The 18,456-nt window shown below is 42.8% G+C and carries 19 protein-coding genes; 11 read left to right on the forward strand and 8 right to left on the reverse strand.

Annotated elements, in window-relative coordinates:
- Positions 1–70: 70 nt before the first annotated feature.
- Together lpxL and WAE57_RS12390 are read left to right on the forward strand one after the other, a co-directional pair.
- Positions 71–1,006 (forward strand): LpxL/LpxP family Kdo(2)-lipid IV(A) lauroyl/palmitoleoyl acyltransferase, encoded by a 936-nt coding sequence (lpxL, locus tag WAE57_RS12385; protein WP_337710832.1) that lies wholly within the window; start codon positions 71–73, stop codon positions 1,004–1,006.
- 217 nt (positions 1,007–1,223) lie between these two features.
- Positions 1,224–2,324 carry a glycosyltransferase family 4 protein gene (locus WAE57_RS12390; protein ID WP_337710833.1) on the forward strand — a complete coding sequence of 367 codons (1,101 nt, stop codon included), beginning with the start codon at positions 1,224–1,226 and terminating at the stop codon, positions 2,322–2,324.
- Between the two features lie 125 nt (positions 2,325–2,449).
- Here WAE57_RS12390 and WAE57_RS12395 read toward each other — a convergent pair whose 3' ends face one another.
- Positions 2,450–2,767: a hypothetical protein gene (locus WAE57_RS12395; protein WP_337710834.1), complete on the reverse strand. Its 318-nt coding sequence runs from the start codon at positions 2,765–2,767 to the stop codon at positions 2,450–2,452.
- A gap of 295 nt (positions 2,768–3,062) precedes the next feature.
- A complete protein-coding gene (locus tag WAE57_RS12400; protein WP_337710835.1) occupies positions 3,063–4,193 on the reverse strand; it encodes an endonuclease/exonuclease/phosphatase family protein in 1,131 nt (376 codons plus the stop codon).
- Positions 4,194–4,382: 189 nt separating this feature from the next.
- Between WAE57_RS12400 and asd the strand changes: the two genes are divergently transcribed.
- From asd to truA, 5 genes are all read left to right on the forward strand, one after another.
- Complete coding sequence (gene asd / locus WAE57_RS12405; protein ID WP_337710836.1) at positions 4,383–5,501, forward strand: aspartate-semialdehyde dehydrogenase; 1,119 nt, start codon at positions 4,383–4,385, stop codon at positions 5,499–5,501.
- 146 nt (positions 5,502–5,647) lie between these two features.
- On the forward strand, positions 5,648–7,078 hold the full coding sequence (locus WAE57_RS12410) for a hypothetical protein (RefSeq protein ID WP_337710837.1): 1,431 nt from the start codon (positions 5,648–5,650) through the stop codon (positions 7,076–7,078).
- Positions 7,079–7,148: 70 nt separating this feature from the next.
- The gene (locus WAE57_RS12415) at positions 7,149–8,459 is read left to right on the forward strand and encodes a hypothetical protein (protein WP_337710838.1); all 1,311 of its coding nucleotides are present in this window, start codon (positions 7,149–7,151) and stop codon (positions 8,457–8,459) included.
- Between the two features lie 46 nt (positions 8,460–8,505).
- Entirely contained in the window at positions 8,506–9,477 is a 972-nt protein-coding gene (locus WAE57_RS12420; protein ID WP_337710839.1) for an asparaginase, read from the forward strand.
- 12 nt (positions 9,478–9,489) lie between these two features.
- The gene (truA, locus tag WAE57_RS12425; protein WP_337710840.1) at positions 9,490–10,287 is read left to right on the forward strand and encodes a tRNA pseudouridine(38-40) synthase TruA; all 798 of its coding nucleotides are present in this window, start codon (positions 9,490–9,492) and stop codon (positions 10,285–10,287) included.
- A 113-nt stretch (positions 10,288–10,400) separates the two neighbouring features.
- On the opposite strand, the gene WAE57_RS12430 is transcribed toward truA, so the two are convergent.
- Entirely contained in the window at positions 10,401–11,408 is a 1,008-nt protein-coding gene (locus WAE57_RS12430) for an AraC family transcriptional regulator (protein ID WP_086174002.1), read from the reverse strand.
- A 231-nt stretch (positions 11,409–11,639) separates the two neighbouring features.
- On the opposite strand from WAE57_RS12430, the gene infA reads away from it, so the two are divergent.
- Both infA and WAE57_RS12440 read left to right on the forward strand, forming a co-directional pair.
- Positions 11,640–11,861 carry a translation initiation factor IF-1 gene (gene infA / locus WAE57_RS12435; RefSeq protein WP_001284370.1) on the forward strand — a complete coding sequence of 74 codons (222 nt, stop codon included), beginning with the start codon at positions 11,640–11,642 and terminating at the stop codon, positions 11,859–11,861.
- 135 nt (positions 11,862–11,996) lie between these two features.
- Positions 11,997–12,398 carry a hypothetical protein gene (locus WAE57_RS12440; RefSeq protein WP_337710841.1) on the forward strand — a complete coding sequence of 134 codons (402 nt, stop codon included), beginning with the start codon at positions 11,997–11,999 and terminating at the stop codon, positions 12,396–12,398.
- A gap of 60 nt (positions 12,399–12,458) precedes the next feature.
- Here the strand turns inward: WAE57_RS12440 and leuB are convergent, their stop codons facing one another.
- From leuB to WAE57_RS12465, 5 genes are all read right to left on the reverse strand, one after another.
- Positions 12,459–13,538, reverse strand: a complete 1,080-nt coding sequence (gene leuB / locus WAE57_RS12445; RefSeq protein ID WP_337710842.1) for a 3-isopropylmalate dehydrogenase — start codon at positions 13,536–13,538, stop codon at positions 12,459–12,461.
- A gap of 44 nt (positions 13,539–13,582) precedes the next feature.
- A complete protein-coding gene (locus WAE57_RS12450) occupies positions 13,583–14,146 on the reverse strand; it encodes a hypothetical protein (protein WP_337710843.1) in 564 nt (187 codons plus the stop codon).
- Between the two features lie 105 nt (positions 14,147–14,251).
- The gene (gene leuD, locus WAE57_RS12455) at positions 14,252–14,902 is read right to left on the reverse strand and encodes a 3-isopropylmalate dehydratase small subunit (protein ID WP_337710844.1); all 651 of its coding nucleotides are present in this window, start codon (positions 14,900–14,902) and stop codon (positions 14,252–14,254) included.
- 24 nt (positions 14,903–14,926) lie between these two features.
- Positions 14,927–16,360, reverse strand: coding sequence for a 3-isopropylmalate dehydratase large subunit (gene leuC, locus WAE57_RS12460; protein ID WP_237787803.1), 1,434 nt, complete (start codon positions 16,358–16,360; stop codon positions 14,927–14,929).
- 257 nt (positions 16,361–16,617) lie between these two features.
- Entirely contained in the window at positions 16,618–16,809 is a 192-nt protein-coding gene (locus WAE57_RS12465) for a hypothetical protein (protein WP_237787802.1), read from the reverse strand.
- A 184-nt stretch (positions 16,810–16,993) separates the two neighbouring features.
- Here WAE57_RS12465 and WAE57_RS12470 point away from each other — a divergent pair, with 184 nt between their 5' ends.
- A complete protein-coding gene (locus tag WAE57_RS12470) occupies positions 16,994–17,248 on the forward strand; it encodes a DUF2061 domain-containing protein (RefSeq protein ID WP_337710845.1) in 255 nt (84 codons plus the stop codon).
- 187 nt (positions 17,249–17,435) lie between these two features.
- Entirely contained in the window at positions 17,436–18,308 is an 873-nt protein-coding gene (locus WAE57_RS12475) for a LysR family transcriptional regulator (protein ID WP_337710846.1), read from the forward strand.
- Positions 18,309–18,456 lie beyond the last annotated feature (148 nt).

Genomic DNA, 18,456 nt, shown 5'->3' on the forward strand with positions numbered 1-18,456 from the left:
TGGGTGCTTTTTTATTTAAAAAATAACTTCATGTTACACTTGCAAAAAACTTTTGTTCAAAATGGTCACTATGAGTAAAACGCCAGATTACCAACCCGGAAAATTCCAATGGTCTTTCCTGCTACCTCAATATTGGGGTATCTGGATTGGAATTGTGTTCCTGATGATTTTGGCGATTTTACCGTGGGCCATTCAGCACCGCTTAGCAACCTTTATTGGTAATATTGCCTTCAATCAGCTGAAATCACGCCGTAAAACTGCGATTCGAAATTTAGAACTCTGTTTTCCAGAATGGTCAGCTGAACAGGTTCAGGACAATGCCCGACAGGTTTTTGTCGACCAGATGATTGGTATTTTTGAAACTTTAAATGCTTGGTACTGTCCACAGTGGTTTAAGGGGCGTGTCAGTATTGAAGGTCTGGAACATCTCCAAAAAGCACAAGCCGAAGGCAAAGGGGTTTTATTGCTAGGCACTCACTCTACTTTGCTGGATGCTGGTGGCTACCTTTGCGCCCAGTATTTCGAACCGGATGTGGTCTATCGTCCGCAGAATAATCCACTGCTGGATATGCTGATTTACCGCTGCCGTGCCACCATTTATACCCACCAGATTGATCATGATGATATGCGTGGTTTAATTCGTCATTTAAAAAATGGCCGTGCCATTTGGTACAGTCCCGACCAGGACTATGGCCTAAAACAAGGCGTGATGGCACCCTTTTTTGGTGTGCCTGCTGCAACGATGACCGCACATCGTCGTTTGATTAAAATGACTAAAGCTGCCGCAATTCCGCTGTATTTCTATCGTGATGGTGATATTGCCAATCCCCGATATAAAGTATTGATTGAAGCTCCCGTAGAAAATCTGCCGAGCGAAGATGAAGTGGATGATGCTACACGCGTCAATCGGATTATTGAAAATCAGCTACGTATTGCCCCAACCCAATATATGTGGTTCCACCGTCGCTTTAAAACCCGCCCTGAAGGCTTTGAGAAAATCTATTAATAAGATAATTAAGATAACTAGGAAACCTCGCACAGAATCTACTATCGTGTAAAGGCGACAAGGATGTCGCCCGTTGGACTGCGATATCATGGATGTATCGTCAGTCCAACAGATGGTTTTGTTACTTTTGCCGAAACAAAAGTAAAGAATAAACTCCTAATATTGGATAAATAAACGGTAAAACTCCGCTTTGCGACAACCCTAAAGGCAAAAAACCATGAAAGTGATGCAACTTCTTCCTGAACTGAATAGCGGTGGCGTAGAACGCGGTACTTTAGAAATCGCCCGTGCCTTGGTTGCAGAAGGTCATGAATCTTTGGTGGTGTCGAATGGTGGCCGGCTGGTGGCCCAGCTTGAAGCGGAAGGTTCAACACATTTGACGCTAGCCATTCATAAAAAAGCCCTCTCTAGCTTATGGCAAATTCGTCCGCTACGTCAGCTGATTGAACAGCACCAACCCGACATTGTACATGTACGTTCCCGCGTGCCTGCATGGCTGACCCATTTTGCTTTAAAAGGCATTCCTGCTGCGCGTCGTCCACATTTAATCAGTACCGTGCATGGCTTCTATTCCATTAACCGTTATAGCGCGATCATGACCCAAGCTGAAAAAGTGATTGCCGTATCTGACAGCGTGGTGAAATACATCACTGACAATTACAAAAATTGCCCAACACAGGATATTGTCCGGATTTACCGTGGCATAGACCCTGCCGCTTTTCCGCATGGTTATCAGCCTTCTGCGCAATGGATGAATCAAACCTTTAAAGATTTTCCTGAACTGGAAAACAAGTTTTTAGTCTGTCTTCCAGGACGGATTACCCGCTTAAAAGGTCATGAAACCCTGATTGGATTGGTTGAAAAATTACAGCAACACTATCCCAATTTACATGCAGTAGTAGTGGGTGGCGCTGACCCGAAAAAAGCGGCCTACCTCAAAGAAATGCAGGAAAACATTCAAGCCAAAGGTCTTACTGAAAAAATTACTTTTGTCGGTCACCGTTCAGATATTCGTGAGTGGCTGGCGTTTAGTGATGTGGTTTTATCGCTTTCCAATCAGGCGGAAACATTCGGTCGCACTGCTTTAGAAGCATTGTCTGTCGGTACGCCCGTGATTGGCTGGAACCGAGGCGGTGTGGCAGAGATTTTATCGAAGCTTTATCCACAAGGCTTAATTGAGGTAGATGACCAAGCTGCGCTTTTCAATACAGTGAAGCATCATATGGATGAACCTCAAGAGGTTAAGCCAGTGACGATATTTAGCTTGAAAGAAATGTGTGATCAGACGCTTCACTTATATAAGCAAATTTTGAAATAGACTTCATTAATGAGTCATTTTTCAATGGAGACAAGCTATTAGCAATACCGAAATTAAACGCAAATTTTCGTAAAAATTGGATATATGAGAATGGCAGGCATTGATATTTCGAAAGCCATAACGTGTTAAACCTTCCACACCCGAAATCGTGCCATGAGCCAAATGAGCAGCGGCCAGAAAATGGTATTGATGATATCGTGCACACTGGAACCAATGCGCCACAGCCCATAATTGATTAAATCATCACGGGCATCCAACAGCTCTGCAGCAATTGCAACAATAAGCACAGTCAAAATCGCCCACTTCGACTTCAACTGACGATGGTGGAAAAACGCCACGATAAAGAATAGCACCAGCCCAGCATAAATATATAAAGCATCACGTGATAGTTCAGTAAAATTTACGACATAAATTTTAAGTTCTTGAAATGTTGATAAATACATGACTGAAATTTTATTTTCAAGAGGTTATATAAAAGCATAGACCCGAGTTCTGCATCCTGCAAAACTCGGGTACATGAGGTTGTGCTTTCAAATGTTATTTTTATTCTGTTATTGCTATCCATTGCTGCATCATATCCATGATGACTTTCTATCAGCCATGTGTTTCATCTTCCATAATGGGATGTTCCTTTCCCGGCTCCTTGGCTGATGAGTCCAGATTAAGGTAGTTTATAAAAAAGAAACATTCGCAATTGACCTAAATCGATGTAAGCCATTTCGTACACTTTTCTATTATTTAATCTGCCTGCTTGATTGCATTTTTATAGCTCTGGGCAATTTCATCGGTGACTGGTTTTTCTTCTTTTTCAGCTTTTTCAATACCTTCTTTTATTGTTTCTTGTGCCTGCTGTTCATCGGCATCCGTTTGCTCCAGTTCTTCTTGCACCTGTTCAAACACACGTCCAGTTTGTAAAACTACATAAACCGGAAAATGGTCTGAACCGATATGAGGCAACCTTTTCATGTGAACCAAGGCAAAATCGGTACTGTGAAAAATATGATCCAGTGACCAACGCAATAAGGGATAATCAGCATGGAAGGTATTGACAAAGTGACGCCCCACCCGTGGATCGAGCAAGCCACTAATGCGCTGAAACAGTCTGGTCGTTCGCGACCAAGCCACATCATTCAAGTCTCCCATCACAATACAGCTTTGATCCAGATCCTGGATCTGGTCACCCACAATTAATAGTTCCGCATCCCGTAGCGTTGAATCTTTCGCTTCAGTGGGGCTTGGTGGTTTGGGATGCAGACAATAAAGCTGTACCGGTTGACCTGAACGTAAAATGACTGTGGTATGAATGGAGGGAATCTCATTACTTAAAATGAACTTGACCTCGGTATCTTTCAGCTCTAAACGGCTATACAGATGCATGCCGTATAAATTATCTAACGGTACAGGCACCCGATAGGGATAATCTTTTTCAATCGCGGAAAGTGCTTTTTGCCAGACACGATCTGATTCTAGAGTTAACAGCAAATCTGGCTGATGCTTTTGAATCTGTTCAATCAGCAACTGGTATTGGTTATTCGGCGTCAGTACATTGGAAATGATCAGGGAGATTTGCTTGTCAGGATTCAGCTGATGTTTGCGAACATGCTTGACCTGCTTTTTCCAAAAAAAGGTATAAGGCAGCACCATTTTGAGCTGGTACGCCAGTGCCGCAATCAAACTGATAAAAATAATTTCCCGTGTTAAATTCCAGGGTTGGTCCCAGACCAGCAGCAGAACAAAGGCAATCAGTCCTAAAACCAGAATTTGTAGCCGTGGAAAATCAGCACCTCGAATCCACCACTCATCCCGTGGAATCAGTGACCAGAATGTCAGCCATATCACTAAAACTGCAATTATTTCCACCCAAATCATCAGCTTTACTCTGTTTATCTTGGTAATTCGATCTGCAGTTGAAAAAATTTATCAATTTTGTATGTAACATAAACAAGAGATTTCTCTCAATAATATTGATGTTTTGATTATGTAGTACTTGCAGTCACGTCCCTTTTTGATAAACTCGAATCCCTTTTGATTTTTTTTAACGCACCGAGGCGAAGTGGCATGAAAGTAGGTCTGGTCGGTTGGCGCGGGATGGTGGGTTCCGTCCTTATGCAACGTATGGTTGAAGAGAATGATTTTGCTCATTTTGAGCCATTCTATTTTTCTACCAGTAATGCAGGTGGTGAAGCGCCTGCGTTTGGCGGTAAGACCGCCCCAGCACTTATGGATGCGACAGACATTAACAGTCTGAAGCAAATGGATGTCATTATTACCTGTCAAGGTGGTGATTACACCACTGACGTTTTCCCGAAACTGAAAGCTGAAGGCTGGAATGGTTACTGGATTGATGCGGCATCTACCTTGCGTATGGTTGATGAAGCCATTATCGTGCTTGACCCGGTGAACATGAATGTCATCAAAGATGGTTTGGTGAATGGTACTAAAACTTTCGTTGGTGGTAACTGCACAGTTTCATTGATGCTGATGGGCTTAGGCGGTCTGTTCCAAAACAACTTGGTGGAATGGGCAACTTCAATGACGTATCAGGCAGCTTCTGGTGCGGGCGCGCAAAACATGCGTGAACTGATCAACGGTATGGGCTACTTGTATAACAACACTAAAGATTTGTTAGACGATCCCAAATCGCCGATTTTAGACATCGACTCTAAAATTGCAGCGCTACAACGTGGTGAAGGTTTCCCTGCGGCAAACTTCGGTGTGCCTTTAGCTGGTTCTTTAATTCCATATATCGACAAGCAGCTTGAAAGCGGTCAGTCGAAAGAAGAATGGAAAGGCCAGGTTGAAACCAACAAGATTTTAGGCAATCAACAGATTGTACCTATTGATGGTCACTGTGTTCGTATTGGTGCAATGCGTTGCCATTCTCAAGCGATTACCTTGAAATTGAAAAAAGATGTACCGCTTGATGAAATCGAAGACATTATCCGTAATGCAAACGATTGGGCAAAAGTCGTTCCAAACACCCGCGAAGCATCGATGACCGATCTGACACCTGTGGCTGTCACAGGTACTCTGTCTGTTCCAGTGGGCCGTTTGCGTAAACTGAATATGGGTAAAGAGTACCTTGGCGCGTTCACTGTTGGTGACCAGTTGCTATGGGGTGCTGCGGAACCTTTACGCCGTATGTTACGTATTTTGATTGATTACAAAAATGCTTAATTGCTAGATGCAAGAAAAAAAGAAAAGCCGGTCTCAATTGATTGGCTTTTTTTATGTATCCTTTATGTTATTGTTTTACAATTCTTCAACAGCTAGTTAATCTATAACCGTCGCAATGCCATAAAAAAATCGAGCTAAAGATTAAGATGACCGTATATAACAAATTAAAGATAGCCATTTTAGCCATTATTGCTTCGCAGAATATTCATGCGATTACTATTGATCCTATTCAAATTCAATCTGCGCCAGGTGAATTACTGTATGCCGAAATGAATTTTCGTAATGCTGCTCCTCAGGCACAAATACAAGCCAGCCTGGCAAATGCAGAAGATATTGCAACTTTAGGGGTTGCCTATCAACCTCCCGGCCATCTCAATTTCTTTACCCGTCGCGATAGCTCGGGGAATGGCGTCATTACCATTACCTCTTCACGCCCTTTAACTGAAGCCGAACTCAATATTATTATTAAAATTCAGGAAGGCAACGCGACACGTTTACAGCATATTAAAACACCACTGCAACGTAGCTCGGCAAATACTCAGACACGAATTACCGGCAATGAAAAACCTTTAACCCCAATCACTATTGTCAGTGAAAAAGATATTGCTTTACAGCTACCTGAAAGCAGGCAATATCAGGTTGCTCAAGCCCAAACCAGCACTGCTTCATCTTTTGACGCACCATTAAAGCTTCAAAAGTCAGCTCCGCCAAGCTTAAATACTGGCATAGCTGTACCGACAGTCGTTTCATCTATGGCCATGCCTGCAGCTCAAACTGTAGTACAGCCCAATCAAGCTGCAGCAGCTGCACAAAAAACGGCAACTCCCGAATCTGCCAGCACAAAAAATCCGATCAAAAGTACCAGTAACAGCCCATTTTCTGCAGATCCATTAGCGAAACAATATGCCGAATCCCGCTCTAAACAGCTTGCGGCAAATACAAGTGCAGAAAAACCGGCTCAGCAAGCTGCTGTAAAAGCCAAACCAGCAGCAACTCCATCCCCTCATCCTGCTGTTACCGCACAAACCACAAAGCATGTAGTGCAATCCAATGAATCGCTCTGGGCGATTGCAGCACGCGTGGCGACTGAGCAAAATCGTCCGATTGGCGAAGTGATGAAACAAATCAAAACCAATAACGAACATGCCTTTATTCAAGGCGATGTAAACCGTTTACGCCGTGGAGCGGCTTTGAATTTAAATACCGCAGGCAATGCTAAAGAAGAGCAAAAAGCCAAAGTTACCCATTTAGCCAAAGCACCATCCCACCCTTCTAAGCAGTCGGCAAAGACCAAATATCGCTTGAATCAGGCAGAAATGAGCCTGGTTGCAGAGAAAGAACAAGATTCAGCCAGCGGTTCTGCCAAAAGGAACACGGAAAAAAATCAAACTTCAAACGAGTTGTCATTAAAAGTTATGACATCGCGTGAAAAAACCGTTAAATTACAGAGAAACGTAACACAATTAGATTTGGCACTGCGTCAAAAGGATCACAGAATTCAATTATTAAATACTCGTCTTGCTCAATTGCAACAACAATTGAAAGCACAGCAAGCAGAGAAAAAGCCAACACACTAAGGTGTTATACAATTTGATTTTTTAGGATGGGTTCCATTGATAACGACTCAATCCTGCAAGGGGTAACAACATGCTGCTTTATGTGATTCCGTTTATATTGTTATTAGTGATCGCATTTGTATTAAAAAAACGTGACTCAAATAAACAGGCAGAAGAAGCGTCAAAAGCGAAAACTAAGAAAGTCACTTCAACCAAAAAGTCACCGCAAAAAACTCAAATTGTGGAAAACTCGGTTGTTACCAAGAAAAAAACCACTCCTTTAGCTGCTGATGTACGCAATAAAATTGAAGGGCTAATTCGAGAAAACAATTTTTTCTCTGCTGAAGCACAAATTAACCAGGCTTTAAACAAAGACAATTCACAGCATGAGTTGTATTTACTGTTGCTTGATATTCACATCTTGCAGAAAGACGAATTTGCAATTAGCCAGCTGATTAATCACCTGCGTTCATTAGAACTGGATGATTTTCTAGAACAAGCACTTGCAAAAAAAGCAGCCCATGAAAAAGAGTCTGCAAGCTCTAGAGATACCATTGATTTTCGACCAGAATCAACAGTGGCACCAACTTCCAATAACGAAATTGCTACACCTAAAAATACCGCAGATTTTGATGCATTGATGAATGATGCTGTTGCGCCAGCAGTAACAGCAAGTGACCTGTCTTTTGATCAATTACCACAAGACAAGCTTTCTCCTCAAGCAGAAACTGTTGAAGAAATTACCCCTCTTGATTTCAGCACTCTATCTCTGGATTCAACGGCAGAAGCCGCAACTCCAGCAGCTGAAGAAGTTAAGCCTTTAGATTTTGGTCATTTAAATTTCAATACAACCACAACTGAAGAAACCAAAGTAGAAACCGCTCCGGTTCAGGACATTCAACCTCTAGATTTCTCGTTTAGTTTAGATACTGCAGCAACTGAACAGCCAGCAATTGAAAAAACGCCTCATATTGAACCTGTTCTAGAAGAAAAACCTGAATTTAATTTTGATTTCTCACAAACAGAAACTGTTGCAGCGCCTGAAGCCAAAATTGCGCAGGAAGAAACTAAGCCAAGCTTAGATCTGGACTTTAATTTAGAAGCTGCTACCACAATTGAAGAGCCTGCTGTATCAGCAACGCCAGCGAAAGCTGCAGGCGTAAGTTTTGATATTTCTAATGTCAGCTCGGCAGCAAAAGCAGACAAAAATGATCCATTGGTGCAATCTTTCCCGGAACTGGTTGAAGTCGATGAAATCAGCCTGAATCTGGAACTGGCACAGCAATATATTCAACTGGGTGCATTTGAATCGGCACGTGAATTGTTGGCAGAGCAAGAAGCCGGATATACAGCTGAACAACGCCAGCAGGCAGATCATTTGCGTAATCAAATAGCATCTTAAGCTATTTCGATCTACTATAAAGCAGTCATCCTTGGCTGCTTTTTTTATGATGAAAAAAATAGCGTTAATCTATATGGGCGGTACATTTGGCTGTATTGGTGATCCACTCAGCCCGATGCCGGCCGAGCAATTTATTCCAAAACTGCAACATATTCTTCCTCTAGATAAGCAGATCGAATGTTTTATTGCACCGGTCATTCAAGACAGTAGTGCCTGTACAGCTTCAGACTGGCTGAAACTGATCCAGTATATTCAACAGCTTCAGCTACAACAGTTTCAGCATTTTGTGATTATTCATGGTACCGATACCCTCAGTTATGCCAGTGCTGTGCTTTCACGCTTTCTGGGTCAATCCGCGCATGTGGTCATGACTGGAAGCCAGTATCCCCTATTAAATGCTGCCGGCGACAATACCCGTGAATTTACCGATGCCATTGATAATTTAAACTTTGCCCTAGACTGTGCAGTTAAATATCCTGTTGGAGTGTATTTAGCCTTTCATCATCATTTGGTTCATGCCCAGACGGCATTAAAAATCCATACCACAGAACTAGATGCCTTTAACGGGGTCAATGCAGCACAGCCAATCACTCTATCCAGCCAATATCATATTGTGCAGGAGAATGATATCCACAAGGCAGCGATATTTAACTGTTTAAGCTTGATGATGCAGCCGATCGCCATAGAACAGCAAATTGCTAACTTAAAAAATTTACAACAACATCCCCCTCATGTTCTGATTTTACAAGGCTTCGGTACAGGCAATTTAGCGGTCAATCAGGAATTCATTGCTACGCTTCATGCTATACACGCGCAAGGCTGCGCGATTGTTCTTACCACTCAAGTCCCTTTTGGCACGATTAACCAACACTATGCCGTGAGCGAATGGACTCAGCATGCCAATATCATCATCAGTGATTGTTTGGGACATGCAGATCTTTATGCAAAAGCACTGAAAATGTATTTACAATACGATAGCGTAGACCAGTGGCATACTCACTGGCATGATTCAGTGTGAATAGAGGTAAATATGCAACGTTTTGCGGTCGGTATTGAGTTTTCTGGGGTTGAGTATCGAGGATGGCAAACTCAGCAAACTGGCGTGCGTAGCGTACAGGAAACCATTGAAAAAGTACTGTCCAAAGTTGCAAATGAACCGATCATGCTACATGGCGCAGGTCGTACCGATGCCGGCGTGCATGCCACCAATATGGTGGCGCATTTTGATACTCAAGCCATCCGCAGTATTGATGGCTGGCTGATGGGCTCAAACAGCCAACTCCCTAAAGACATTTCAATACAATGGATTAAAGAAATGGATATGGCATTCCATGCCCGTTTCAAAGCACAAGCACGACGTTATCGTTACGTGGTATATAATAATCCGGTGCGTCCCGCATTACTCTATAAACAAGTCACCCATGTATATTATCCGCTTGATGTAGAGAAGATGATTGAAGCGGCGAAAAAATTTAAAGGCACTCATAATTTTGAAAGTTTCCGTGCCGCAGCCTGTCAGTCCAATCAGCCAGTTCGTCATGTCAAGCATTGTCGCCTGATTCAACATGGCTGTTATCTGGTTCTGGATATTCAAGCTGATGGTTTCTTGCACCACATGGTACGCAACATCATGGGCTGTTTACTGGAAATTGGTCAGGGCATGTATGACATCGACCATATTGATGCAATTTTTGCCGCTGAAGATCGCAAAGCAGCAGGAATCACTGCGCCGCCAGATGGCTTGTATTTCATCCATGCGGATTATCCGGAACAGTTCGCTCTTCCGAAAATGCCTTTGGGGCCACACTGGTTAAATATGCCAGAATAAAAAGTATCTTCTAAATTTGAAGTGTTCATTTAAAAATAGATACCTCCACTAACCCCTCCTAAAAGGAGAGGTAAAGTTCCTCCCTTTTTCAAAGGGAGGCTAGGAGGGATTTCTTAACGCTGCTTACGCTTTCTATATTCCACCGGCGTTTCGTTGGTCCAGCGCTTAAAAGCACGGTAAAAAGTACTCGGTTCAGAAAATCCTGTTAGATAGACGATTCGCTCTACACTCTCTGCCGTATTGGCCAATAGTTTCTTCGCCAAACGACAGCGGTAGTCAGACAGAATTTGCTGAAAACTGGTATTGGCTTCACTCAGCTGGGTACGTAAACGGCGTGGAGTAATATTTAAATGGGTTGCTACGGTTTCCAAAGTGGTTTCGCCACTTTCTAAAGTCGAGCCAATCGCACGGCGTACTTCCCCAACCAGATCATAACGTGCCAGCTCTTGCAGCTTTTCAATCGCCAATTGCTCATGTAACTGCAACAGCTCCGGTTCTGCTTGCCATAACTGATAATCTAAAATTGCAGGATCGAAATATAAACGGGTTTCCTTTTGTCCTAGACTCACCGGACATTCGTAAATCCGGAAATATTCATCATCGGGTGCGCCCTGACTGAAGTTAAAATCGATATAAATCGGTTGAAAACGGCCTTCAGTAATAAACTTGAAGAAACGCAACACGCCAGAGAGCGCACATTCAGAAAAGTGACGATTGACAATATTTTCTCCCCACGGCTGCTCGCCATTGGTTAAATAGCAACGGTCATCTTCAATCACCAATGTGGCATGAAAGGCATCGCTAATCAGGCGCTGATAGGCCAAAGCACGCTTCAGCCCTTCACCAAAGTTTTCACTGGAAATAAACAGATGCTCAATTACCTGACCACGATATAAAGGCAGGTGTTCACCCAAATGCAACCCGATATCAGGATCTTTACTCACTTCTTCTGCAGCTACCCAAAAAGCATATTGGGCACTGAGCGGTGTACGATCATTGGTCTCAACCTGATTTAAGGCCACACCAGCTTTCATTAAAATTTCTTCAGTTGGCAAACCCGAACGACGAATAGCTTGATAGCCTAGTCGCAAAACAACTGATGCATCAGTTAGCTGACCCACGCAAAGACCTTCCTTGTATGTTGTTCATTTATACTTAAAAAGATTAATTTTAGATTAACTGTGATTGACCAAACTGACAACATGGCAATGCGCTTTTTTACAGAAAATATTTATACGGAGGGTTCGCTTATTTAACTGACAGATGAACGAGCAAAGCCGCATTGCGCCTTGTTTTATACAAAAAAATTGACTATAATTTGCGCCTTTCCAATTTATTCATTCAGGTAGGCTATGGCCAATAAAGAGGAACTCATCGAGTTCGAAGGCGTTGTCACCGAGACGCTTCCTAATACTATGTTCCGTGTACGTTTAGAGAACGGTCACGAAGTGATTGCCCACATCTCTGGTAAAATGCGTAAACACTATATTCGTATTTTAACTGGCGACAGTGTTAAAGTAGAAATGACTCCTTACGATTTAACGAAGGGTCGTATTACTTATCGTGCACGCTAAGTTTTAGCGTAAGCAAAAGCCACTTTTTATAGTGGCTTTTTTATTCAGCTTTATTCACTGACCGTTTATCAAATGACAACGTTCATGTAAATTTTCTCCGTATAAAATAAAGTTTTATCTTATGGAGAAAAGGCAATGTCATTTCTTCACTCTCTCGGTCTAATAACTTCATTGTGCCTGCTGTATGGATGCACAACCTCAGCAACGACCAGTGCTCAACAACGTGATGCCTATTTACAACAATTTATCGGGCAGTCCAGCCAAACTATTCAAGCCAAGCTCGATTTGAGCAGTATCGGTTACCAGCAAGTCCTATTGCCTACCATAGATGATCAGACACTGACTTATACGGTCATTCGTCCTATTACTATTCCGATGCCTATGGCTCAAAATCCTGCTGACATTGATTCTGGTAGTGTTCCCATCCAAATCCCTCCTCGTGCGCAAAGTTATGATGTGAACTTGCAATGTAAAATTATCTATCGTTTGGAACACAACATTGCCAAATCGGTTTATTACACCGGCCGTACCTGTTAAATCATCAAAAAACACAATAAAAAACGCAGCTCATGGCTGCGTTTTTGGTGTCCGGCGAACTTAGTTCAATGCAGCAACCACTGCTTGACCCATTTCCACGGTACCTACTTGCTTATTACCTTCAGCCATAATGTCGCCGGTGCGTAAACCTTGATCCAATACATTGCCTACTGCATCTTCAATGGCTTTCGCTGCTGCTTCTTCACGGAAGGTATAACGCAGCATCATGGCAACTGAAAGAATGGTGGCTAATGGGTTGGCAATGTTTTGACCTGCGATGTCAGGTGCTGAACCATGACATGGCTCATACATGCCTTTACCATTTTCATCCAGCGAGGCAGATGGCAACATGCCGATAGAACCTGTCAACATTGCTGCTTCATCAGACAGGATGTCACCGAACAGGTTACCCGTCACGATCACGTCAAACTGCTTAGGCGCACGTACCAGCTGCATTGCGGCATTATCTACATACATATGCGACAAGTTGATTTCAGGATATTGCTCTTCTTTCAGTGCAGTCACTGTTTGCTTCCAAAGCTCGGTCACTTCAAGGACGTTGGCTTTATCGACTGAACATACTTTACCGCCACGTAAGTTCGCCATTTCAAAGGCAACTTTGGCAATGCGTTTAATTTCAGACTCTTTATAAACATCAGTATTGAAACCTTGCTTCTCGCCATTTTCCAGTTCACGGATACCGCGTGGCTGACCGAAGTAGATACCACCTGTGAGTTCACGCACAATCAGGATATCCAGACCAGAAACGATTTCAGGTTTCAAGCTTGAAGCACCGGCAAGTTGCGGGTAAAGAATTGCAGGACGCAAGTTGGCAAATAAATTCAATTCAGAACGGATTTTCAATAAGCCACGTTCAGGACGAATTGAACGTTCAATACTATCCCATTTTGGACCACCAACAGCACCTAACAAGATCGCATCTGCGCCTTTTGCCTGTTCTGCTGTCACTGCAGGGTAGGGTTCGCCATGTGCATCAATTGCAGCACCACCCAATAAACCCTGTTCCCAAGTCAAACCCAGATTGAATTTTTCATTTACTCGTGTAAGCACTTGTTCAGCTGCTTTTACGATTTCAGGACCAATACCATCACCTGGTAAAATCAAAATATGTTTTGACATGAGTGTTTCCATTTATGAAGTCGATAGATTAAATCGACGGGATTTTAAATTTTCTTTTCTACAAATTCGCCCAGACCGGTTAAGGCATTATAGGGTCTGCAGAAACGTCGGATTGTCTTGTGTTCTTGCAGGAGATCTACACACAAGGGTTCAGGTGCAGATACATTCAGCAAGCTGCCCTGCTGTTTGTTGCGTTCACGGTACATTTTAAAAATGTAACGCTGCTTCGGCTTAAACTGGTGAAAAACATGAAGGGTTTCTGCACGATCCTTGGAAATTGGATAAAAGCGGATCACCAGTTCATGTTGCCCCGGGGGGACTGAAAGATATAACGCATTCGGCTGACTTAAGGAGTTCGCCTGTAAACGTAAAATACCCGATTCAACCGCAGCACTATTTACACGGCGCTGTGCTGCATCAATAATTTGAATTTTATCTAAACGTTCAAATTCACAGTTTGCAGTACCAGCACAATAAATTAAGGCATTTGTTTTTGTGCTTTCAGTTTCTTTTACATGTTTAATGCGCACTGTATCAATGCCTTGGCATGCACTTAAGGATGCGACCATAAGACCAAGTACAGCAAGCTGACCGTAAACTTTTGTCATTATTCGAGCCCAACCCTCACCAATTAAAGCCAACTAAATATTTTTATGGATTCGATATTAGCAAGAGTTAAGCTCCGATACTACTAGCGCTGAAAATTCAAGTAATTAACCACGAATTTCCTGAAATACCCAAGGACGTGATTGCTTGGTTTTTTCTTCATAGGCACGAATATCATCTGCAGCTTGTAAGGTTAAGCCAATATCATCCAGACCATTTAACAGGCAGTGTTTACGGAACGGATCGACTTCAAACTTGAAGGCTTCACCCGTTGGCGTACGTACTTCTTGTGCGTCCAAATCGATTGTTAACTGATAGCCTTCTGTCGCAGCACATTCTTTGAATAACTGATCCACAATTTCTTCAGACAGAATCACCGGCAACATGCCGTTTTTAAAGCTGTTGTTAAAGAAAATGTCAGCATAGCTTGGTGCAATTACGGTACGGAAACCATATTCGTTCAACGCCCATGGCGCATGCTCACGGCTTGAACCACAACCAAAGTTGGCACGTGAAATCAATACAGTTGCACCCTGATAACGTGGCTGGTTCAAAATGAAGTCAGGGTTTTTCGGACGAACTGAATTGTCCTGACCTGGATAGCCTTCATCCAAATAACGCAATTCATCAAATAAGTTGTCACCAAAACCGGTACGTTTGATCGATTTCAAAAACTGTTTTGGAATAATTAAATCTGTATCGACATTGGCACGGTCTAATGGTGCAACGATACCTTGTTCAACGGTATATTTTTTCATGTCATTTGCTCCTATTAGCCGAAATTAGAAAGTACGCACGTCAACGAAATGACCGGCAATGGCCGCAGCTGCTGCCATGGCTGGACTCACCAAATGCGTACGACCGCCATTGCCCTGACGACCTTCGAAGTTACGGTTAGAGGTTGATGCACAGTGCTCGCCCGGTTGTAATTTGTCAGCATTCATGGCCAAACACATTGAGCAGCCCGGTTCACGCCATTCAAAACCGGCTTCTAAAAAGACTTTGTCCAAGCCTTCAGCTTCAGCCTGCTGTTTCACCAAACCAGAACCCGGAACCACCATCGCCTGTTTAATTGAAGATGCCACTTTACGGCCTTTAATCACTTCAGCAGCAGCGCGAATATCTTCAATACGCGAGTTGGTGCAAGAACCGATAAATACGCGGTCTAACTGGATGTCCGCCAATGCCTGACCAGCATTTAAACCCATATATTGATAAGCACGAGTCCAGTCATTACGTTGCACGTCATCTTTGGCCTGTTCCAAAGTCGGCACCGCTTCAGAAACAGGAATCACCATTTCAGGAGAAGTTCCCCAAGACACTTGCGGTTCAATTTCTTCACCTTGCAATACCACGACGGTATCGAAATGTGCACCTTCATCTGAGTGCAAAGTATTCCAGTACTCTACTGCTTTATCCCAATCTTGACCTTTCGGTGCGTAGTTACGGCCTTTCACGTATTCAATGGTTTTGTCATCCACAGCCACCATACCGACACGTGCACCGGCTTCAATCGCCATGTTACACACGGTCATACGGCCTTCAATCGACATGTCACGGAATACTTGACCACCGAATTCGATCGCGTGACCTGTACCGCCCGCGGTACCAATTTTGCCAATGATTGCTAACACGACATCTTTTGAAGTCACGCCTTGACCCAATTTTCCGTCAACACGTACCAACATGTTCTTCATTTTCTTTTGAACCAGGCACTGGGTAGCCAATACGTGTTCAACTTCTGAAGTCCCAATCCCGTGAGCCAAGCAACCGAATGCACCGTGAGTTGCGGTATGCGAGTCACCACACACGACCGTCATGCCCGGTAAGGTTAAACCTTGCTCAGGCCCTACCACATGTGCAATCCCTTGGCGAATATCATTAATGTCAAATTCAACAATATCGAAAGTTTTACAGTTGTCATCCAGGGTTTGCACCTGGATACGCGAAGTTTCATCTTCAATACCGGCAATACCCTGTTCACGCTCAGTTTTTGAGGTGGGTACGTTATGGTCTGGCGTGGCTACATTGGCACTTAAACGCCAAGGTTTACGACCTGCAAGCTGCAAACCCTCAAAAGCTTGTGGTGAAGTTACTTCATGTAATAAATGACGGTCGATATAAAGTAAGGCTGAGCCATCATCGCGTTGTTTTACTAAATGGTCATCCCACAATTTATCATATAAAGTCTTTGCTTTTTGGGTATTGCCTGCCATGTCGACGCGCTCCATAGAACTGGGTAATGCTTTCGTTAACTTCGATTATAACCACGTATTCACATAAATCTAATTTATCATTTTTATTAGTTTAAAAACTTTTTGGAATTAATTTTAACCTGATTAAAACCCTGAATTTTGGCAAAATTTCATCTCTCAGTTTTTAAACCAAGTCGCAATCTCCTGATGTTGAAACTCAACCCATCCAGAGTTCTTTATCACTCAAGAAATGAGTGAATGAGTAACTGACTTTGGATTTAGTCTGACGATTTATCTTTGGCTTCGATCAGCTGTTCAATCGCGCGGATGAGTTCTGCTTTCGCTGCACCGCACTGCGCCGCAGCCTGATTTTCGTCATCTTCATCATCGGCAATTTCATAAACCTGACTTCGCTTTTCGACCGCTTCCTCGAAAATATCAAGCAGGTATTTGATGTGTTTTATATCCATTCCTTTTATCCTCTAAAAAAGTATCACTGTCCGATACCTTTGCCCTGTTGTTTATTGATTGTTAAGTTTAATCAGTTAATTATCCATAAAACCGATTAAAAATTAATAAATATTCGTTTTTACAAATTAAATAAGACTGATTATCATTTAGCTATATCCCGAGGCAAAGATTGAGGAACAACCCATGGCTCACATTCAAAAGTTTGTTGACAATAATCAACGTATGTTTAAGAAAACCTTTAGCTACTATATTATGCACATCACCATTGCCATGTTGGTCGGTTATTTCGTGACAGGAAATATCTGGATGGCACTTACGCTGAGCTTGCTTGAACCGACCATTCAGGCGATCGCCTTCTTCTTTCACGAAAAAATCTGGGAAGCAAAACCGGCTAAAAGACAAAGTAGCAACCATATGAAAATGCTGAATCAGCAATAACAAAAGATCATGGGTTGCCACTTCTGCTTTATAGAGATCACTCCACTGATATGGGGTGATTTTTTATTTTTACTCTTTAAATTCACATCTGCATACATTTTTCACTGTCTTTTTTTCAGATTAAACACCCTCTTTAGTATAAAAATATTTTATAATTATTTTAATATTTCATAACCAGATTATCCTTATGAATCTTGCTGCCTTTGAAGCGTTCATTAAAGTCATGGAAACAGGCTCTATTTCTATGGCCGCCGATTTATTGTTTATTACTCAACCTGCTGTGACCAAACGAATTCATAGCCTGGAAGAATATTTTGGCGTGAAACTGTTTGAGTCTGCCGGTCGTGGTGTTCAAGCCACCCATGCAGCACACTCTTTATTACCAAAAGTGAAAAACTGGCTCAATGAACTGGGCGATATTCACCACACCTTAAGTCACGAACAGGAACAGGTACAAGGCAAGCTGAAAATTGGTACCAGTCACCATATTGGCTTACATCATCTGCCCCAGCACCTGCGCAATTATGTACAGAAATTCCCTCAAGTCACTTTAGATGTACATTTTGTTGACTCGGAACAGGCGCATGAACAGGTACTGGCCGGTGATCTGGAGCTGGCTTTCTTAACCCTTCCACCGCAAGGCGATGAACGCCTCAGTTATGTGACCATATGGAATGATCCGCTGGTGTTTGTGGCTGCACCTTTTCATCCACTGGCACAAAAAAAGCATTTGAGTCTGGAAGATTTGATTCAATATCCGAGCCTGTTGCCAGCCTCGCAAACCTATACCACGCAAATCACCTTGACAGAGTTTGAAAAGCAAGGGGTCAAACCAAAAATCACCATGAGCAACAATCCGCTTGAATCCATCCGCATGCTGGTTTCAATTGGTTTGGGATGGTCGGTATTACCGAAAACCTTGCTGAATCAGGACCTGCAAATGCTGGATATTGATTTGCAAATGAACCGTCAACTGGGCATGGTCTGGCATCCCGGCCGTACCCAGTCACGTGCCGTACAGGAACTGGTTGCGATGATGCAAAACTCCCATCTTAGCTAAAATTTGCTTTAAAGGCTGCATCGTTCCGGATGCAGCATTTTGTTACCTAAATCCTCAGCACAGTAGCCGAGCTTTCGAGTACTTTTAAATAAAACACATAAAACATGATGTTTTAAATGTGTAAAAGAATTCGACGGAGTGTGAGCAC

This window comes from Acinetobacter sp. NS-4 (genome assembly GCF_037402435.1).
GTDB lineage: Bacteria > Pseudomonadota > Gammaproteobacteria > Pseudomonadales > Moraxellaceae > Acinetobacter.